Here is a 16,996-nt window from a genome sequence, read left to right as displayed (position 1 = left end):
TCTTATTCTGCAAAGTCTGCTTTAAGCACAATGCGGTAGCGTGCCTGCCCTGAGTGTAGACGCTCAATTGCTTCATTGAGCTGTGACATTGGAAATAACTCAATTTGAGGCGCAATTTTTTTGCGTGCAGCAAACTTTAAAAGCTGACGTAGTGCAGCAGGTGAGCCCGTAGGTGAACCAGTCACTGACTTGGCACCACCAATAAGAGAGCCAACTGAAACAGGAACAGGCTCAAGTGTAAGGCCTAAGAAATGTAAGGTTCCGTTTGGTGCCAGTGTTGCAATAAAAGCAGACCAATTTAGAGTCACATTCACGGTACTCAGCAATAAATCGAATTTACCTTTTTGAGCTTTTACTGCCGCTGTATCGCGACTATTTACCACATGGTCGGCTCCCATTGCTTTGAGTTCTTCCGTTTTATCTGGGTTAGAACTAAAAGCAGTGATTTCACAGCCCCATGCTTTAAGTAGCTTAATGGCTATATGGCCTAAACCACCAATGCCAATTACACCAACATGATGCGTTGCCTGAATTTTGTGTTTGAGTAGCGGGTCAAAAACGGTAATTCCGCCACAAAGTAAAGGACCTGCACTTTCAGCGTCTAAATCTTCAGGGAGGGGAATAGCCCACTGCCAACCTGCGCGAACCTTATCGGCAAAGCCACCCGCATGTCCTACGATTGTTGCAACATTTCCACCTGTACACAGTACTTGCTGACCACCAATACATTCATCACAGGCTTGGCAACTTTCAGCTGTCCAACCAATACCGACACGCTGTCCAATTTGTAGACCTTTGGCTTCTGAGCCCAAAGCAACAATTCGTCCAATAATTTCATGACCTGCAACCACAGGGTACACGGTTGAACGCCATTCATTGTTTAAAACAGAAATATCAGAATGACATAAACCACAATATTCAACTTTTACCTCAACCTGATGCGGTTGTAATTCACCTGCGTCAAATTGATAGGGAACTAGTTTTTCACCTGCCTGCATTGCAGCATAAGCTTGAATCGTATTATTGCTCATCGGAAACTCCTTAAGCGGCTTTGAACCGTTCTGGTGGGTTATGAAGCTTTAAATTGACAATCGTTTTCATGATCATCGACCATGCCTACTGCCTGCATAAAAGCATAGCAGGTGGTTGGGCCAACAAATTTGAAACCATTCTTTTTAAGAGTTTTGGAAAGTTTTACGCTCAGTTCGGTTTGAGCAGGGGCCTTACGATAATCTACAACATCATTGTTTTGTGGCGCTGCATCTACAAACTGCCAAAGCCATGTAGGAACATCACCGACTTGTGCTTTGAGCGCTTGCCAAGCAATAGCATTATCACGAATAGCTTTGAGTTTCCCCAAGTGACGAATTAAGCCTGCATCAGATAATTTTAGTTCTAGAAAATCATCTGTAAATGAAGCAATGTCTGCAATCGGATGATTAAAAAAGTGTTGACGGTAGCTTTCTCTTTTTTTTAGTACGGTAATCCATGAGAGGCCGGCTTGCTGACCTTCGAGACAAAGCATTTCAAATAATCGTGCCTCATCGTGTTCGGGTTTACCCCATTCCTCATCATGGTAGGCAATATAGAGTGGATCGTCGGAACACCATCCGCAACGTTGAGTTTTCATGATAATGCTCCTTATATTTATCTTAGAATTTTAAAGCTTAAATAACACCCATTCATTTGGGCGAGTATCCCAATAATACAGTTCTGCTTGTGTTAAGTCTTCAAACTTCAGCCAAAAGTCTTTGCCGACTTTGTCTGAAAAACCAGTACTGATCAGTAGGGCATCATCGCTGATTTCCATGATCCAGCCTTGATAGCTATTGCCATTTAGAATGATCTTTTGCTGGTTACCAGACTCGGCAAACTCTACTAAGCGATTGATCAGCGCTTCCGACATAAAATGTTCCTAGCGTAAATATGAATAAGGATTAACAGCACCACGACCTTTACCATCTAGATAAAGACCATAATGAAGATGAGGTGAAGTATAACGTGCATTGCCCGTATTGCCGACATAACCAATGAGGTCGCCCTTTTTGACATAGTCACCCACATTTAAGCCACGTTTGTGACCATCAAGATGGGCATAATAATGCCAAGTTCCTGCTGGGCCTAAAATCCAGATCACTTTGCCACCCAAATTGTTATTATGAAGATCTGCAACGAGTCCTTCTGTTGCACTGTACACTTTTGTTCCACGTGGAGCCAAAATATCAATTCCTTCGTGACTACGGCCCTGACTCCGAGCAGCTCCCCATGTGTCTTTTAATTCATCGCGGTCAATACCTTTTACAGGTACAGGCAGTCGATTTGGAAGCTGCATACTTTTAAGTTTGAAGACCTGCGCAGGTGGAAGTGGGGCAGGTTTTTTAGGTGCACTAGCACAGGCAGCCAAAAGAATAATCAGAAAACCAAGTGAGAAATGAGAAACAAAACGTCGCACAAAATACTCCCTGTCACAGCCATATCAAAATTATTTTACTCACTATGTCATGGACGGCTTGTCGAGATCAATTTTTTCATCGCGGTTGGAACACCTTTGGCAATAGCTTGTTCTGGACTCAACCATTGGCCTTCAAGTTCAATAGCCAGATGTTCTTTTTGATCAGGTTCCACGTGGAACACATGAGCATTAAGTAACCATGTGAAATGAGTGAAGCTATGGCTGATCTGAAAAATTTGTGCTTGAGGCTGTAGTTTAAATTGTTGGCTTAAGCTCAGTCGTTCATGTTCATTTTCTAAAATAGGTAAACAGAATAAACCGCCCCATAGACCATGAGCTTGGCGCTGTTGCCAGAACCATTCACCTTCGCACTGAATAATAAGAACATCTGCTGTTTTAACAGGCGGTGTTTTTTTCGGTTTTTTAAAAGGTAATTCTTGTTCTAACCCTTGCTGATAAGCCTGACAATGAGCTTGCATTGGACAATATAAACAAAGCGGTTTTTTAGGCGTACAAATGGTTGCGCCGAGATCCATAATCGCTTGAGTGTAGTCATGATTACGATGTGTCGGGCAAAGCTCTTCAGCCAGTTTCCACATTTCACGTTCGTGCTGTGGTTTACTTAAATCATCTTCAATTGCAAAGAAACGGGATAAGACGCGTTTCACGTTGCCATCCATGATGACGCCATACTGGCGTAAACCTAAAGACATGAGCGCGCCTGCGGTAGAGCGACCAATGCCGGGTAACGCAATCCATTCTTCTAGCGTTTCAGGAAATTTACCTTGCTGAGTGACAAGACCGGCCGCTTTATGCAAATTGCGTGCACGAGCGTAATAACCTAGGCCAGCCCAATAAGGTGCTACTTCATCCCAAGTTGCATGACCTAAAGCTTCTACCGTCGGAAAGCGCTCCATAAAGCGATCAAAATATTGCAAGACCGTTTTCACCTGAGTTTGCTGTAGCATAATTTCAGAAACCCAAACTTTGTACGGATCATCGGCAACTTGCCAAGGCAAATCGTGCCGACCATGTTGGTCGAACCAGTTTAAGAGGGCATCAGAAAAAGAAAATTCAGGCATGAACAGCTATAGAAGAAAAGTAAGGGCTAAATTATAGCTGAAATTTAGATGAAATTTTGTTTAAAGCAGGCAAACAAAAAGAGTGTATTAAAACAGAGACTACTTCAAAGCGCGTAATCTCTGTTTCAATCAGATAAAAGGATTAATCCTTTTGTACACCCCAAAGTTGATCAAGTTTCAACGGTTGGTTTTTATAGTAAGGAATGACATGAATGTGGAAATGATCTGAAGTTTTTCCAAAAACTTCACCATCATTAAAACCAATATGAAAGCCATCTGGTTGATGACGAAGCTGTGTCTCATGACGGGCAATTTCAAGAAGTGTAAGCAAGCCTTGATGTTCTTTAGACGTAATGTCAAAAAAAGAACTAACATGGCGCAGTGGTGTTACTACACAATGGCCTTTAGATAACGGATTAGAATCAGGCAAAATTACGGCAAATTCATTCTTATCAATGATGTCATATTCATCAAATTCGCAATACGGACATTTCTTGTCAGTCATTGTTGTATCCTCTCATGTTATTCCATTAAACCCCGAGTGCGGGAAATAAGACTAGGCTTTGCTCTAGCTCAACGGGAGTATAGTTATTGAAGTATGGTTTAAAAAATACAGTAAAAATATTGCAAAGTCATAAACATTTAAGGGAGCAAATGCAAAAAAAACCATTTGCTCCAAATTTGCTTCTTTTATTTTAGAGTACGATCTAATAAAGCGTACATTTTAGCAAGGCCTTGTTTTTCCGCTTCGCTATTGTAGCCAAGGTCCACACCGTTCGCTTTAGCTCTTTCATCGGCAAGCGGGTTACTAAAGCCATGTTTAGCACCTTCTAAAACCACTACCTCGTGTTTAACCTCAGCAGCTTGCATCTCTTTTTCAAAATTAGCAACATCTTCTAAGGTGACCATACTGTCTAGTTCACCATGTAGAACTAAAATTTCACCCTGAATGTTGCCTTTTTGAGCAGGAGCCTTCGGTGCTAATGTAGCATGGAACGTTACAATTGCTTTAAGTGGAGCACCTGAGCGAGCAAGATCCAACACGACTTTACCACCATAGCAAAAGCCAATCGCAGCCAATTTCTCGTTATTTACTTCTGGTTGGGCAGCAAGGGTTTGCAGTGCTGCATTAGCACGATCAGTCACCGTGTCTAAATCTTCAAATGTCTGCATCATCCATTCATAGGCTTGAGCTGCTGTTGTCGTGACTTTTTTATCGCCATACATGTCAATAGCAAGAGCTGCATACCCGTGTTCAGCAAGCTCACGTGCGCGTTGCTCAGTATATTCATTACGACCCCACCACTCAGGACCAATAATGATACCTGGTACCGGTTCTCCACTCTCTGGAGCCGCAAAGTAACCAATTAAATGGCTGCCATCTGGTGCAGTATATTGAATTTCACGGGTTTTAATTGCTGTACTCATGACATTAATCCTGAAATTAAACTTGGTTTAAACACGCTTGATTAAAGCATAAAAATTAAGAACTAAAATAAAGAACTATGTAAAAAACTACATCAAAATAAAAAGATAGATATTTCTACGCAATAAAAAAGAAGGAAACCAGTTCCTTCTTTTTATATGGTGATGATTAAATTTAAGTCCGGCCTCTGGAAATGAACCCAATTACAGCTAGAATTACAGCCACAACTAATAAAATCACGGCAAAGTCTTTAGATAGTCCTGCAACACCACCAAACCCTAATAGACTGGCAATGAGTGCAATCACTGCAAAAATTATCGCCCAACGGAACATAATGCTGTTCTCCTTATTTTTCATTGTCATTTAACTATATAGTGTGTTTTTTACCCCGAATGTGTCATTTATGTGGTTGAAATGTATATTAAACAATCATTTTGTGATGCCAGAAATACAGCTTCTTTTTTAGTACAGGCCACTTCAATGCTATACTGATACATCGTTTTATCTCATCAGCTGTTAAAAGATTATGTCTACCGAGACCTCCCTCCGACCACTCTTCTGGAAAAATTATCCATTAGAGCAACTGACTCAACTTGAGTGGGAAGCTTTATGTGATGGGTGTGGTTTATGTTGTCTGGTCAAACTAGAAGATGAAGATACACATGAGGTGGCTTATACAAAAGTGGCTTGTAAGTTACTCGATTGTGGTACAGGGCGTTGTACGGACTATCCAAATCGTCAGCAGCAAGTACCTGATTGTTTACAATTAACGGTAGAGTCTCTAAAAACAATTCATTGGCTGCCCTCAAGCTGTGCTTATAAGCGCTTGAACGAAGGTAAAAATCTACCTTCTTGGCATTATTTAAATACGGGTTCGAGACAAAGCGTGGTTAAGGCGAAAAAGTCAGTTGCAGGACGTTGTATTTCTGAAGTTGATGTACATGAAGATGATGTTGAAGATTATGTGGTACGTTGGGTACGTTAAATAGATCTTAAAAGGCGTTGTTTGATTACAGCGTATAATAAAGTAACATTTTTATCGTCATTTTTTTGCTCATCTCCGTTATATAACAATAAAAGCAAAAGGAGATAAAAACGATGAGACGATTAGCAGCCCCCTTATTATGTAGTAGCTTTTTTTTGTTAATGGCCTGTGGGTCTAATAATACCAATTCAAAAAATCCTGAACAAAATACGACTGCGAAAACAGATCAGTCTGTTGCTGTCAAACAAACTTATCAGGTCGAAGCAGTGGCACATTTTAATGAGCCTTGGGCTGTGACCAGTCTGCCTGATCAACGTTTATTAGTGACTGAACGGCAGGGTAAATTAAAAATTTTTAACCCTAAAAATAAACAAATATTGGATGTCCAGAATGTTCCTGCAGTGAATTATGGGGGACAAGGTGGTTTAGGAGATGTCATTTTACACCCTGACTTTGCCAAGAATCATTGGATTTATCTTAGTTATGCTACAAAAGGACAAGGCGGATCTGGCGCAGTGATTTCACGTGCGAAATTAGATTTATCTAATCCTAATCAGCCAAAACTTAACGATATAAAGCAGATTTGGCAGCAAGTACCTAAAGTCTCAGGACAGGGTCATTATGGACATCGTATGCTTTTTGGTACAGATGGTAAGCTGTGGGTCAGTTCAGGTGAGCGACAAAAGTTTGATCCTGCCCAAAACATGAAAAGTAACTTGGGTAAAATCTTGCGTTTAAATGAGGATGGCACCGCGGCTGAAGGTAACCCTTTTTATAAGCAAGGCGGGGTAACTGCTGAGATATGGTCACTTGGACACCGTAACCCGTTAGGTATGGCTTTTGACCGCCAAGGACAGTTATGGGTGGTTGAGATGGGGCCTAAAGGTGGTGATGAGCTTAATATTATTACCAAAGGTGAAAATTATGGTTATCCAATTGTTTCAAATGGAGACCATTATTCGGGCCAACCTATTCCAGACCATCACACTCGCCCAGAATTTAAAGCACCAGAAATTGACTGGACTCCTGTCATCTCGCCATCGAGTATGATCATTTATCGCGGACAACAATTTCCTGCATGGCAAAATAAAGCCTTAATTGGCGGGTTATCTTCCGAAGCGATTATTGTGGTGGATTTAGAGCATAAGCCCGTGAAAGAAGTGCAAAGATTGGATATGAAAAAACGTATTCGTGGGTTGCATGAAGCACAAGATGGCTCGATTTGGGTGATTGAAGATGGCTCAAATGCGCGTTTACTGAAGCTGAGTAAGAAACCCTCTTAATGCTGAGCAAGAGTCTGTAAATAAAGGACGTGTCTCATAGATTCAAATTGTAGATTTCTGTGAGACACAATAGACTATAGTGAAAAGACGATAAAGCCATTTGAGATGTCAGACACCCATATTCCACTTCCCGAACGCCTGCGCCCAAGAGACTTGTCTGAAATTATTGGGCAAGATCATTTATTAGGTGAACATGCACCATTGCGTCAAATGATTGATCAGGGTCATTTGCCTTCTATTATTTTTTGGGGACCACCAGGCGTTGGTAAAACAACAATTGCTTTGCTTTTGGCTCAGGCAATAGACCGTCCATTTGTGAGCTTATCCGCGCTGAATACGGGCGTAAAAGAATTACGTGAAGTGATTGCAGAAAGTGGTGATTTACTGACACCTGTGGTTTTTATTGACGAAATTCATCGTTTTAATAAATCGCAACAAGATGCTTTATTGGGTGCAGTTGAAAAAGGCAAAATTACTTTAATTGGCGCGACCACTGAAAACCCGTCTTTTGAAGTGAATAGCGCACTTTTATCACGCTGTCAGGTCTATACCTTAAATAGTTTAGACAGTGAGGCAATTCAAACACTACTCAACAATGCACTTCAAAGCGATAAATTCTTAAAAGAACGTTATATCCATATTGAAGAATATGATGCGCTGATTCAGTTTGCAGCAGGTGATGCTCGAAAAGCGCTTAATTTACTGGACTTGATTGCAAGCACCTTTGAACCAGAAATTGAAAACACGATTACTAATGCGGTTGTGGTAAAAGTCGCTCAGCAAAATATTGCGCGTTATGACAAATCTGGCGAGCAGCATTACGACCTCGTTTCTGCCTTTATTAAATCAATTCGCGGCAGTGATCCAGATGCAACGCTATATTGGATGGCTCGTATGCTTAAAGGCGGAGAAGATCCAGTTTTTATTGCAAGACGTATGCTGATTGCGGCCTCAGAAGATATCGGAAATTCCAACCCCAATGCGCTATTGCTTGCAGGTGAGTGTTTCCGCTCCGTACAAGCGGTGGGCATGCCTGAGGCCCGAATTATTCTAGGCCAAACAGCGGTTTACCTAGCAACGAGTGCAAAAAGTAATAGTACTTATTTAGCGATTAATAAGGCTTTGGAACTTGCTGAAAAAACGGCAAATTTACCTGTGCCTTTGCATTTGAGAAATGCGCCAACCAAGCTGATGAAACAGCAAGGCTATGGTATTAATTATCTCTATCCTCATGATTACCCAGAGCACTTTGTGCTGCAAGACTATTTGCCGCCTGAGTTGAAGGGAACCAAACTCTATGAGTCTGCAAGAAATAAGCGTGAGGTTGAAGGTGAGCGCTTACAGCAACGCAGATGGCAGCAGGAACAATAGTTCCTGCTTTATGCTATTCCAGCTCTTCAGTGACCTGACCATAAATCAGTAGCGTGAACACACCTGTACCGCCAATAATATTGCCGATAGTGGTTGGGATGAGGAAAGTAAACAGATACTTGTTAATAGAAGCTTCTCCTTGCCAGACCAGATAGGACATTTCTGTAGAACCAACCACTACATGGGTAAAGTCACCCAGTCCTATCAAATACGTCATAAAAAAGATGAGCAGAAACTTATTGCTGACTGAAGGTAACATCCAGACCAATGCTGCAATTAATAGCCCTGACATAATGCCTTTAAGCAGATTCTGGGTTGCAGAAAAGGAGCCCACATGATGTGCGAGTTCATCCAATGCTTTGTCAATATCTGGAGTAAACAGGTGAGTAGTTAGGAAAAATAAACTCGCCAAAGCTGTTCCAATAATGTTGCATAGAATTACAATGCCCCATAAGCGTCCCACTGCTCGTAATTTATCGAAAGTAAAGGGATTAAATAAAGGCACAACTGTGGTGATCGTATTCTCAGTAAAGAGTTGCATGTGACTCAAAATAGCGATCAAAAACCCAATGGTATAACCCACATTAGTGATTAAATCGGTCCAGACTGCATCAGCTGGGAGATAAGCAGCAATAATCGCTTTAAATACAAATGAAAAACTGATGACTAAACCTGCGGCAATCCCAGAAAAGATCAGTGCAGTTGTTGGACGATTAAGCTCTTCGGCACCATCACGGCGGATAATTTCGTAAACTAGACGGGGTGACAGCTTTTCATGTTCTTCAACCGCTATTTTTTCACGCCAGCTTAAGGTTTTCTCGACTTTCTTTTCCTCTATTTCATGGTCCATTAGATTTACTCCTCACTGAATAAATATCTTATATTTATTGTTTTATTTATTGTTAAGGCAGTGTTCAGGATAAATCTAGTCTATTCATAACAGCTTTATGTGTCTTTTTATAAATTGAATGCACAATGGCTGGATCATCAACAACAAGATTAAAGAAAAGTATAAGCTCTTAAAGTACGGATGAGCGCCATATAGTCGCCTTGAGAGGCTTTAGCAATAACAGATTCAACCTCTGCCTGACTCCAGCCTTGTTTTAAGGCAGTAGTGCTAAAGTTGTTTAATAGAACCAGAGGATTTTCACCAAAATGGATTGGATGATCCGTTACTCTCTTTTCAAGCTTAGATAATTCCATAGGTTCACCCTAGTTTTTAAATTTAATTATTGTGAAGTACTTTGTGTTTTTCTAGATTTTAGTGTTTTAAATTAAGTTTATGCAAGTGTTAATTTATTAAAATAGACAAATCTGTCTACATTATTGGACTTGTATAGTACTGAACATAAAAAAACCGGGCTTTGGCCCGGTTTTTTTATGAAGTTTTACTGATTAGATGTCAGATAAATCTACGCCTAAACGAGCAGCAACTTCTTCATACGCTTCAACAACACCGCCTAACCCTTGACGGAAACGGTCTTTGTCGAGTTTCTTCTTAGAGTCTTTATCCCATAAACGGCAGCCGTCTGGAGAGAACTCATCACCAAGCACGATACGGTCATGGAACACACCGAATTCAAGCTTGAAGTCCACCAAAATCATGTTGCCTTCAGCAAATAATGCTTTTAATACATCGTTTACTTTATAAGTTAAAACTTTCATTTGTTCTAACTGTTCAGCAGTCGCCCAACCTAAAGCAATTGCTTGAGATTCGTTAACCATTGGGTCGCCTAGACCGTCATCTTTATAGAACAATTCAAATGTAGGAGGAGTTAATTCTTTACCTTCTTCTACACCTAAGCGACGGCATAGAGAACCAGCTGCGTAGTTACGAATTACACATTCAACTGGGATCATTTGAAGTTTTTTAACAAGCACTTCAGTTGGAGAAAGCAATTTTTCAAAATGCGTTTCAATACCCGCAGCAGCAAGTTTTTCCATGATGAAGGCGTTAAAACGGTTGTTCACCTTGCCTTTACGATCTAGTTGTTCGATTTTTTCGCCGTTGAACGCAGAGGCATCATCACGAAAGACTAAAATCAGATGGTCGGCATTGTCTGTTTCATATACAGATTTTGCTTTACCAGTATAGAGCAAGGTTTGTTTTAACATGAGGGAACCTTTTTAAAAAAAAATGCCTAGTAAACGACTAGGCTGGCCAATTTTGGTAAATCTGGTTTAGCACTTCAGCAGCCACATCTGGGCTTGCAAAAGTGTTATCTACATTAAATAGAGCAAGAGTATGACTAGAACCTACACCAGTAAGTTTAAGCACATAAGTATTGTCATTTACTTTAATCGTCGCCTGATTGCTGCCTTGAGCGATGATGTTGAAATTTAAAGTACTTAAAGTTGCTTTGGTGTATTGCCAGATCTCGGCTGTATTTCCATCAACTTTTAACAACGGGTTTTTATTGCCGTCAGTCACAAGTTGAGGACGTCCAAGCGCAGTCGCCGTTTCAGTAGAGGCATCTAGTGTTGCATTACCTTGCGTTTGTTCAGGGCGTGGCAAGGCATAACGATTGCCACGCTTGTTTTCAAACTTCGGTGCGTTATCGATAGCGCGCTGTTCTACAGTTGGTGCAGGATACAAAGGTGTCGCTGGTCGTACAGTTGCATCGGCAGGATACTCAAGCGGGGCAAGTTGCTTGGCATTTTTATAATCTAAAGAGTGATTATTAATTGCGAAGCGACCACAACCAGCTAAACTTAAGGCTGAAACTGCAAGGACTAAACCAAGACGTAATTGCATCATAAATTGCTCTTATTAAATAATTCCCGCATCTTTTAGGGCATTGCGGAGAGGTTCGCGATATTGCTCAGCGAGAGGAGTGAGTGGTAAGCGAATACCAGTATCAATCAGTCCCATCTCATGTAGTGCCCATTTCACAGGAATTGGGTTTGATTCGCAAAATAGAATATTGTGTAAATTTGCAATCTTATTGTTAAGCGTCTTCGCTTGTTGTTCATCTTTGGCAATCGCAACAGCACATACTTCACTCATTGCTTTAGGTGCAATATTTGCAGTAACCGAGATATTACCATCAGCGCCAAGAAGCATTAGTTCCCATGCTGTTTCATCATCACCTGAGTACACAGCCATCTTGCCATTTAAAGCTTCGATTAATGATTTACCACGAGGTACATCACCTGTTGCATCTTTAATACCAACAATATTCGAGATCTCTGCTAAGCGTACAGCTGTGTCGTTTGAAAGGTCTACGCCAGTACGACCAGGTACGTTATAGAGAATAAGTGGTAATTCAACAGCTTCAGCAATCGCTTTATAGTGTTGGTAGAGGCCTTCTTGGGTTGGCTTGTTATAATATGGTGTTACAAGTAAAGCAGCATCTGCGCCAAGCTCTTTAGCAGCTTTAGTTAATTCGATTGCTTCACGGGTTGAGTTTGCACCAGTACCGGCAATAATTGGAATACGTTTATTGGCTACACGAATAATTTCTTTAATAACCTGTGTGTGCTCTTCCATGCTCAATGTTGAGGCTTCGCCGGTTGTACCGACGGCTACAATACTGTTTGTACCTTGTTCTATGTGCCACTCAACCAGCTTCTCAAGACCCTTCCAATCTACACCGCCGTCTTTCAACATTGGTGTGACGATTGCGACGATTGAGCCTTGAATGGTCTGTGCTTGCTGAGTCATTTTTAAAAATATCCTATTTATCCATCCGAATCTGAGGTAAGAAAAACAAAATGTGGGATGGTTGCAGTATTTTGATTGTCCAGTTCTAACAATAACAGATTGTTGAATGACAATTATGCAAATTATGACTGATCAGACGCATAAGAACAATACGCCTAACGGATAATCGCGATGTAAACTTGAGGAAAAGATAGGATGTATTCGTATTGTAGGGGTGAGAAGGGTTCGTAAATATAACAATACAGCTTGATTCAACTGAGCCTTACTTAATATCGGCTTTTTTTATGGCAAGATAGAATGCAATTTTCGATACGGTTTAGCTTGAGCTTCTCAGCTTTCACTATCGCTACGATGCGCCAGTGACACTTATTCTTTCCACATGCATCGCATATCAACCGTATATAAAGCGAAAGCCCCATAAGTGTTGAAACTTATGGGGCTTTCGCTTTATATAAAGATAATTGTATGTGTAATTATCTAAAAAAACTGTTCAGAAGAACATTCTTGATGACTAAAGAGTATCTACAAAATCAGTAGTATTCACAGGTTTAACTGCTTGTCGACCATTTGAGTATTGTGCTGAATACTTTAGATTATTTGTCCATCTGATTTCATAAGTTACTGTAATGCTGAGGTGATTTTTCCATAAACCTGTTTTAACTCAACATTTCCCTCTAGTTTAGGATTATTTGAAAATTCATTACGGAGATATTGATCTAGGATAGACAATGATTCTCTATTTACGTTGTTAATGGGAATGTTTCCATCTTCTTTTAAATTAAAAGAAATTACATTATTTAAATCATCTCTAGTAGATTGAGACATATTACTTTGCATAAGACTTTTTAGTTGATCAGTATTGTTTTCTAAGAGAGTCAGCTTAAAGGCATTATCTACATAGCTTAAGCTAGCCTGTGTATTATTATTTGCCGCTTGAATAATATCTGGAATAACATCAACGCCTGTAGCTTCACCATATTCATAAAGTATCTTTGTAGCCATATCACCTAGATTTTGAGCTTCGCTTCGGCTGTTGATTGATTTTAATTCCGAGCTTAATGTATCAATAACTAATTTATTATTTGGGTTATTAGAATTGATATCCATAGAGTTTATAATTTCTAGTAGATCATGACGCGAATTTACACTTTTTTCGCCTAAAGAGGAAATACGGCTATAAGTCTGGGTAATTTCAGGAAGTAAAGAGGGATTTTTTAAGTACATTAAATTATCTTTAATTATTGCTTTAAAGGCGTTATCGTTCCCAAGCCAATCATACTCTATGTACATACTCCATAAAATTTCAGATTTCTGATCCAAACTTAATTTACTGTTTTTCATTATATTTTTTTCAATTAAATTAGAAAATTCATTTAAATAACTTTGAATGTTTTCAGGATTCTGCGCTAGTATTGAATGTGTATCTTCTTGTTTGAAAGGAGCATTATTAATGAAATCTTTGAGTGAGTTCAATGAGGCATTCATCTCTTTGCTACTAGAAGATGTCTGAATACTTTGGTCTGTAATATGATCACCAGAATCTTTTGAACTTTCTTGTAGAAGTTCCACAAGAGAATGGTTTTTATCTGGCTTAAAGTAAAAATAAATAGAAATTAAAATAATTAAACATGTTATTAAAGTAAAAGTAACTTTTTTCAAAACTATAGCTCCAGCATCACCTACAAAATAAGTGATGCTTTTAAATTATAAATTAATAACTAAATTAGACAAAAGGACGATATATATAGATTGCAGGTGCATTCATATCACCCAATCCCTTGTTGGTTGTGTTATAGGATTGATATGTAAGCTTAATATTATTATATTTCATTGTTTGAGTTACATCATACCAAGACTCTGGATTCACAGCAGTTACTACTGCTGTATGATCAACAGAATTACTTGAGCCCCCAATAACAAAATTAAAATCTAAGTAAACAATATCCCCAACTCTAATTTTTGAGAGATCAAGAGGTGATAGAGTTCCATTTACAAGTGTAGTCTTGGTAACTAGATTTAATCTAACTCCTTTGGACTGTAAACTTGTACTGTTTGCTGAGTATGTGAACATTGGTTGTGCACCACGCCAAGCTATAGTCTGGCAGGTATTACCTGTTGTATTACATTTATAAAATACACTCGTATTTTGAACAGCCTTAACAGCCGCAGATTGTGAAAGTAAGGTTTGATTCAATGTTTTAGAATTTGTTATTCCTAATAATCCACCTGATATTGTTTGATTTGCAAAATTAGTGCAATTTCCCCCCTTATCTGAAACATTAATAAATGGGTTTGATGTTGTACTGTATAACAAATTATAGTTATTTACGGCATAGCTAACCGCCGTCGAAGGTGTATATGCTGCGCTAACAGAATTCGAAACTAATATAATAAATAAGGATATAATAATATTAGACTTATTCATAAAGTTTACCTTTTATTAAAAATAATTAAGGTCGAATTTTAACTTATTTTTATTAATTAAAAAAATATATTATATAATTAATGTATTTGTTTTTGGATTAAAATAAATTTTATAAAACTTAGTATGACCATCAAAATTCAATTATTGCATTCCAAAATTCATATCTTGATCTTGCTTAGGTCAAGGTTTTTCCACTTCCTTTTTCCATTCTTTCATTTGAATGATATTTGCTTCAAGAATTTGGATGTTTTGAGAAATTTTTTCTGTGTACTAGCTACTTGCGACGAGACTGAATGCTGTACGGTTGAGATTTTTCTACTACACTCTCGTAGTTCGTTGTAATTTGGCTCATCCCTCTACCTTGCCATTGATCTGATCTGTATGGCTCGCTGTATTTTGTTCTAACTCGTGAAATTGCTTCTGTGTTGTGAATAATGAATTTTGTGTTTGCGCTAAGTCTTTCTGTGCGCTCTCCATTGTCTTTGATTGTGCTAGCAACGATTGGATAATTTTTTGCATTACGCCTAAAGTTTGCTGCTGCAACTGCTTTTGTTGTTGCCATAATTGCTGCTATTGTTCTTCGATGATTCTCATGGGATTGAAGATGACATGAAAATGAATAAACAACCACAAAATGCGGTTTTAATCGTAGTTGATGTACAAAATGGTTTTACACCAGGTGGAAATTTAGCAGTTGCTGACGCCGATACAATTATTCCAACGATTAACCAACTTGCTGATTGTTTTGAAAATGTTGTTCTGACGCAAGATTGGCACCCAGATAATCATATATCTTTTGCACAAAATCATTCGGGCAAGCAGCCATTTGAAACCATTGAACTCGACTATGGACCACAGGTGCTTTGGCCTAAGCATTGTGTACAAGGTACTCAAGATGCCGAGTTTCATCCTGATTTAAATATTCCGACAGCTCAACTGATTATCCGAAAAGGCTTTCATGCTCATATTGATAGCTACTCGGCTTTTATAGAAGCTGATCACTCTACAACGACGGGTTTAACAGGTTATCTAAAAGAGCGCGGTATTGATACGGTTTATGTGGTCGGAATTGCTACAGACTTTTGTGTAGCATGGACTGCTTTAGATGCAGTTAAGCAAGGTTTTAAAACTTTAGTGGTTGAAGATGCTTGTAAAGGGATTGATCTGAATGGTTCTTTAGAACAAGCTTGGCAAACCATGCAGCAACAAGGCGTTATCCGTATCCAATCGAATGATCTGTTGAGCGAGTTTTAAGTATATGCTCTAGTTTTTAACTTTCATATTTTAATTTTTAGGGATAGAAAGTATGGATGCATTCCTGCGCTTTACCCAATTTATTCAAAAAACTTTTGCCCTATGGGTGATTATTTTTGCAGCATTAGCGCTATGGCAGCCTGAACTTTTTGTCTGGCTCAAAGCGTACATTCCATGGATTTTGGGCATTATTATGCTTGGCATGGGAATGACCATGACTGTAGACGACTTTAAAAGTGTATTACAAAGCCCTAAAGCGGTATTGATTGGTGTCGTAGCGCAGTTTGTCGTAATGCCTGGCTTAGCATATGTTCTATGTAAATTATTTAACTTACCGCCTGAAATTGCGGTTGGGGTCATTTTGGTAGGTTGTTGCCCAGGGGGAACAGCTTCAAACGTGATTACCTATATGGCTAAAGGCAATGTGGCTTTATCGGTAGCTTGTACATCGGTATCAACGCTTTTAGCTCCTGTATTAACGCCTGCGATTTTCTATCTGCTTGCTAGTCAATGGCTAAAGATTGACGCAGCTTCGATGTTTATTTCGATTTTGCAGGTGGTGCTACTACCTATCGTAGTCGGTCTAATTTTAAGAACATGGCTTAAACGTCAGGTCGAATCTTATATTCAAGTCATGCCTTTAGTTTCGGTCATTGCAATTGTGGCGATTGTGGCAGCCATTATTGGTGGAAGCAAAGCAGCAATTTTACAGTCGGGTTTGCTTATTTTAGCTGTGGTGATCTTACATAACGGGCTTGGATATTTATTAGGTTTTACCGCGGCACGTTTCTTTAAACTACCTTATGCGGACAGTAAGGCCATTGCTATTGAAGTAGGGATGCAAAACTCTGGCTTAGGTGTTGCGCTCGCAGCAGTACATTTTGCTGCTTCTCCGATTACAGCTGTACCAAGCGCAATTTTCAGTCTTTGGCATAATATTTCTGGGCCTGCACTAGCGACTTATTGGACAAGTAAACACAAACAAGAATAACTGTATAAACAACATACATGACAAAAGAAGGCCAAACGAATAGTTTGGCCTTTTCATTTAAAG

21 protein-coding genes are annotated in these 16,996 nt (G+C 39.3%); 5 read left to right on the top strand and 16 right to left on the bottom strand.

What is annotated here, in order from left to right; all coding sequences use genetic code 11:
- Positions 1-2 precede the first annotated feature (2 nt).
- The 8 genes from RFW85_RS05250 to RFW85_RS05215 all read right to left on the bottom strand — a co-directional run bounded on the left by RFW85_RS05250 (position 3) and on the right by RFW85_RS05215 (position 5,293).
- Entirely contained in the window at positions 3-1,031 is a 1,029-nt protein-coding gene (locus RFW85_RS05250; protein ID WP_170247953.1) for an NAD(P)-dependent alcohol dehydrogenase, read from the bottom strand.
- Between the two features lie 38 nt (positions 1,032-1,069).
- Complete coding sequence (locus RFW85_RS05245; RefSeq protein WP_005066585.1) at positions 1,070-1,630, bottom strand: DNA-3-methyladenine glycosylase I; 561 nt, start codon at positions 1,628-1,630, stop codon at positions 1,070-1,072.
- A gap of 30 nt (positions 1,631-1,660) precedes the next feature.
- The gene (locus tag RFW85_RS05240; protein ID WP_001287364.1) at positions 1,661-1,906 is read right to left on the bottom strand and encodes a hypothetical protein; all 246 of its coding nucleotides are present in this window, start codon (positions 1,904-1,906) and stop codon (positions 1,661-1,663) included.
- A 9-nt stretch (positions 1,907-1,915) separates the two neighbouring features.
- Positions 1,916-2,452, bottom strand: coding sequence for a M23 family metallopeptidase (locus RFW85_RS05235; protein ID WP_170247954.1), 537 nt, complete (start codon positions 2,450-2,452; stop codon positions 1,916-1,918).
- Positions 2,453-2,499: 47 nt separating this feature from the next.
- A complete protein-coding gene (gene mutY / locus RFW85_RS05230; RefSeq protein WP_170247955.1) occupies positions 2,500-3,534 on the bottom strand; it encodes an A/G-specific adenine glycosylase in 1,035 nt (344 codons plus the stop codon).
- A gap of 142 nt (positions 3,535-3,676) precedes the next feature.
- Positions 3,677-4,039: an HIT family protein gene (locus RFW85_RS05225; RefSeq protein WP_002119132.1), complete on the bottom strand. Its 363-nt coding sequence runs from the start codon at positions 4,037-4,039 to the stop codon at positions 3,677-3,679.
- A gap of 185 nt (positions 4,040-4,224) precedes the next feature.
- Positions 4,225-4,962 (bottom strand): dienelactone hydrolase family protein, encoded by a 738-nt coding sequence (locus RFW85_RS05220; RefSeq protein WP_170247956.1) that lies wholly within the window; start codon positions 4,960-4,962, stop codon positions 4,225-4,227.
- Between the two features lie 172 nt (positions 4,963-5,134).
- A complete protein-coding gene (locus RFW85_RS05215) occupies positions 5,135-5,293 on the bottom strand; it encodes a DUF1328 domain-containing protein (protein ID WP_002053759.1) in 159 nt (52 codons plus the stop codon).
- Between the two features lie 193 nt (positions 5,294-5,486).
- Here RFW85_RS05215 and RFW85_RS05210 point away from each other — a divergent pair, with 193 nt between their 5' ends.
- The 3 genes from RFW85_RS05210 to RFW85_RS05200 all read left to right on the top strand — a co-directional run bounded on the left by RFW85_RS05210 (position 5,487) and on the right by RFW85_RS05200 (position 8,599).
- Positions 5,487-5,945, top strand: coding sequence for a YcgN family cysteine cluster protein (locus RFW85_RS05210; protein ID WP_170247957.1), 459 nt, complete (start codon positions 5,487-5,489; stop codon positions 5,943-5,945).
- Between the two features lie 113 nt (positions 5,946-6,058).
- The gene (locus tag RFW85_RS05205; RefSeq protein ID WP_216076496.1) at positions 6,059-7,228 is read left to right on the top strand and encodes a PQQ-dependent sugar dehydrogenase; all 1,170 of its coding nucleotides are present in this window, start codon (positions 6,059-6,061) and stop codon (positions 7,226-7,228) included.
- A 105-nt stretch (positions 7,229-7,333) separates the two neighbouring features.
- Positions 7,334-8,599: a replication-associated recombination protein A gene (locus RFW85_RS05200; RefSeq protein WP_017481876.1), complete on the top strand. Its 1,266-nt coding sequence runs from the start codon at positions 7,334-7,336 to the stop codon at positions 8,597-8,599.
- A gap of 13 nt (positions 8,600-8,612) precedes the next feature.
- Here RFW85_RS05200 and RFW85_RS05195 read toward each other — a convergent pair whose 3' ends face one another.
- The 8 genes from RFW85_RS05195 to RFW85_RS05160 all read right to left on the bottom strand — a co-directional run bounded on the left by RFW85_RS05195 (position 8,613) and on the right by RFW85_RS05160 (position 15,250).
- The gene (locus RFW85_RS05195; RefSeq protein WP_170247958.1) at positions 8,613-9,449 is read right to left on the bottom strand and encodes a formate/nitrite transporter family protein; all 837 of its coding nucleotides are present in this window, start codon (positions 9,447-9,449) and stop codon (positions 8,613-8,615) included.
- A 149-nt stretch (positions 9,450-9,598) separates the two neighbouring features.
- Entirely contained in the window at positions 9,599-9,802 is a 204-nt protein-coding gene (locus RFW85_RS05190) for a hypothetical protein (protein WP_075383276.1), read from the bottom strand.
- A 192-nt stretch (positions 9,803-9,994) separates the two neighbouring features.
- Positions 9,995-10,714 (bottom strand): phosphoribosylaminoimidazolesuccinocarboxamide synthase, encoded by a 720-nt coding sequence (purC, locus tag RFW85_RS05185; RefSeq protein ID WP_002119240.1) that lies wholly within the window; start codon positions 10,712-10,714, stop codon positions 9,995-9,997.
- A 37-nt stretch (positions 10,715-10,751) separates the two neighbouring features.
- Positions 10,752-11,354 carry a lipoprotein-34 precursor (NlpB) gene (locus RFW85_RS05180; protein WP_075383299.1) on the bottom strand — a complete coding sequence of 201 codons (603 nt, stop codon included), beginning with the start codon at positions 11,352-11,354 and terminating at the stop codon, positions 10,752-10,754.
- Positions 11,355-11,369: 15 nt separating this feature from the next.
- Entirely contained in the window at positions 11,370-12,263 is an 894-nt protein-coding gene (gene dapA, locus RFW85_RS05175; protein WP_170247959.1) for a 4-hydroxy-tetrahydrodipicolinate synthase, read from the bottom strand.
- Between the two features lie 618 nt (positions 12,264-12,881).
- The gene (locus RFW85_RS05170; protein ID WP_309171219.1) at positions 12,882-13,922 is read right to left on the bottom strand and encodes a hypothetical protein; all 1,041 of its coding nucleotides are present in this window, start codon (positions 13,920-13,922) and stop codon (positions 12,882-12,884) included.
- Between the two features lie 64 nt (positions 13,923-13,986).
- Positions 13,987-14,688: an amidase domain-containing protein gene (locus tag RFW85_RS05165; RefSeq protein ID WP_170247960.1), complete on the bottom strand. Its 702-nt coding sequence runs from the start codon at positions 14,686-14,688 to the stop codon at positions 13,987-13,989.
- A gap of 274 nt (positions 14,689-14,962) precedes the next feature.
- A complete protein-coding gene (locus tag RFW85_RS05160) occupies positions 14,963-15,250 on the bottom strand; it encodes a hypothetical protein (protein ID WP_235944453.1) in 288 nt (95 codons plus the stop codon).
- A 47-nt stretch (positions 15,251-15,297) separates the two neighbouring features.
- Here RFW85_RS05160 and pncA point away from each other — a divergent pair, with 47 nt between their 5' ends.
- Both pncA and RFW85_RS05150 read left to right on the top strand, forming a co-directional pair.
- Positions 15,298-15,942: a bifunctional nicotinamidase/pyrazinamidase gene (gene pncA / locus RFW85_RS05155; RefSeq protein WP_170247961.1), complete on the top strand. Its 645-nt coding sequence runs from the start codon at positions 15,298-15,300 to the stop codon at positions 15,940-15,942.
- 52 nt (positions 15,943-15,994) lie between these two features.
- The gene (locus RFW85_RS05150; protein WP_170247962.1) at positions 15,995-16,933 is read left to right on the top strand and encodes a bile acid:sodium symporter family protein; all 939 of its coding nucleotides are present in this window, start codon (positions 15,995-15,997) and stop codon (positions 16,931-16,933) included.
- The last annotated feature ends 63 nt before the right edge of the window (positions 16,934-16,996 follow it).

The organism is Acinetobacter sp. 12966, assembly GCF_031196995.1.
Lineage (GTDB): Bacteria > Pseudomonadota > Gammaproteobacteria > Pseudomonadales > Moraxellaceae > Acinetobacter > Acinetobacter geminorum.
Note: the sequence above shows the minus strand (reverse complement) of the source record. Positions and strands in the feature narration are given on the sequence as shown.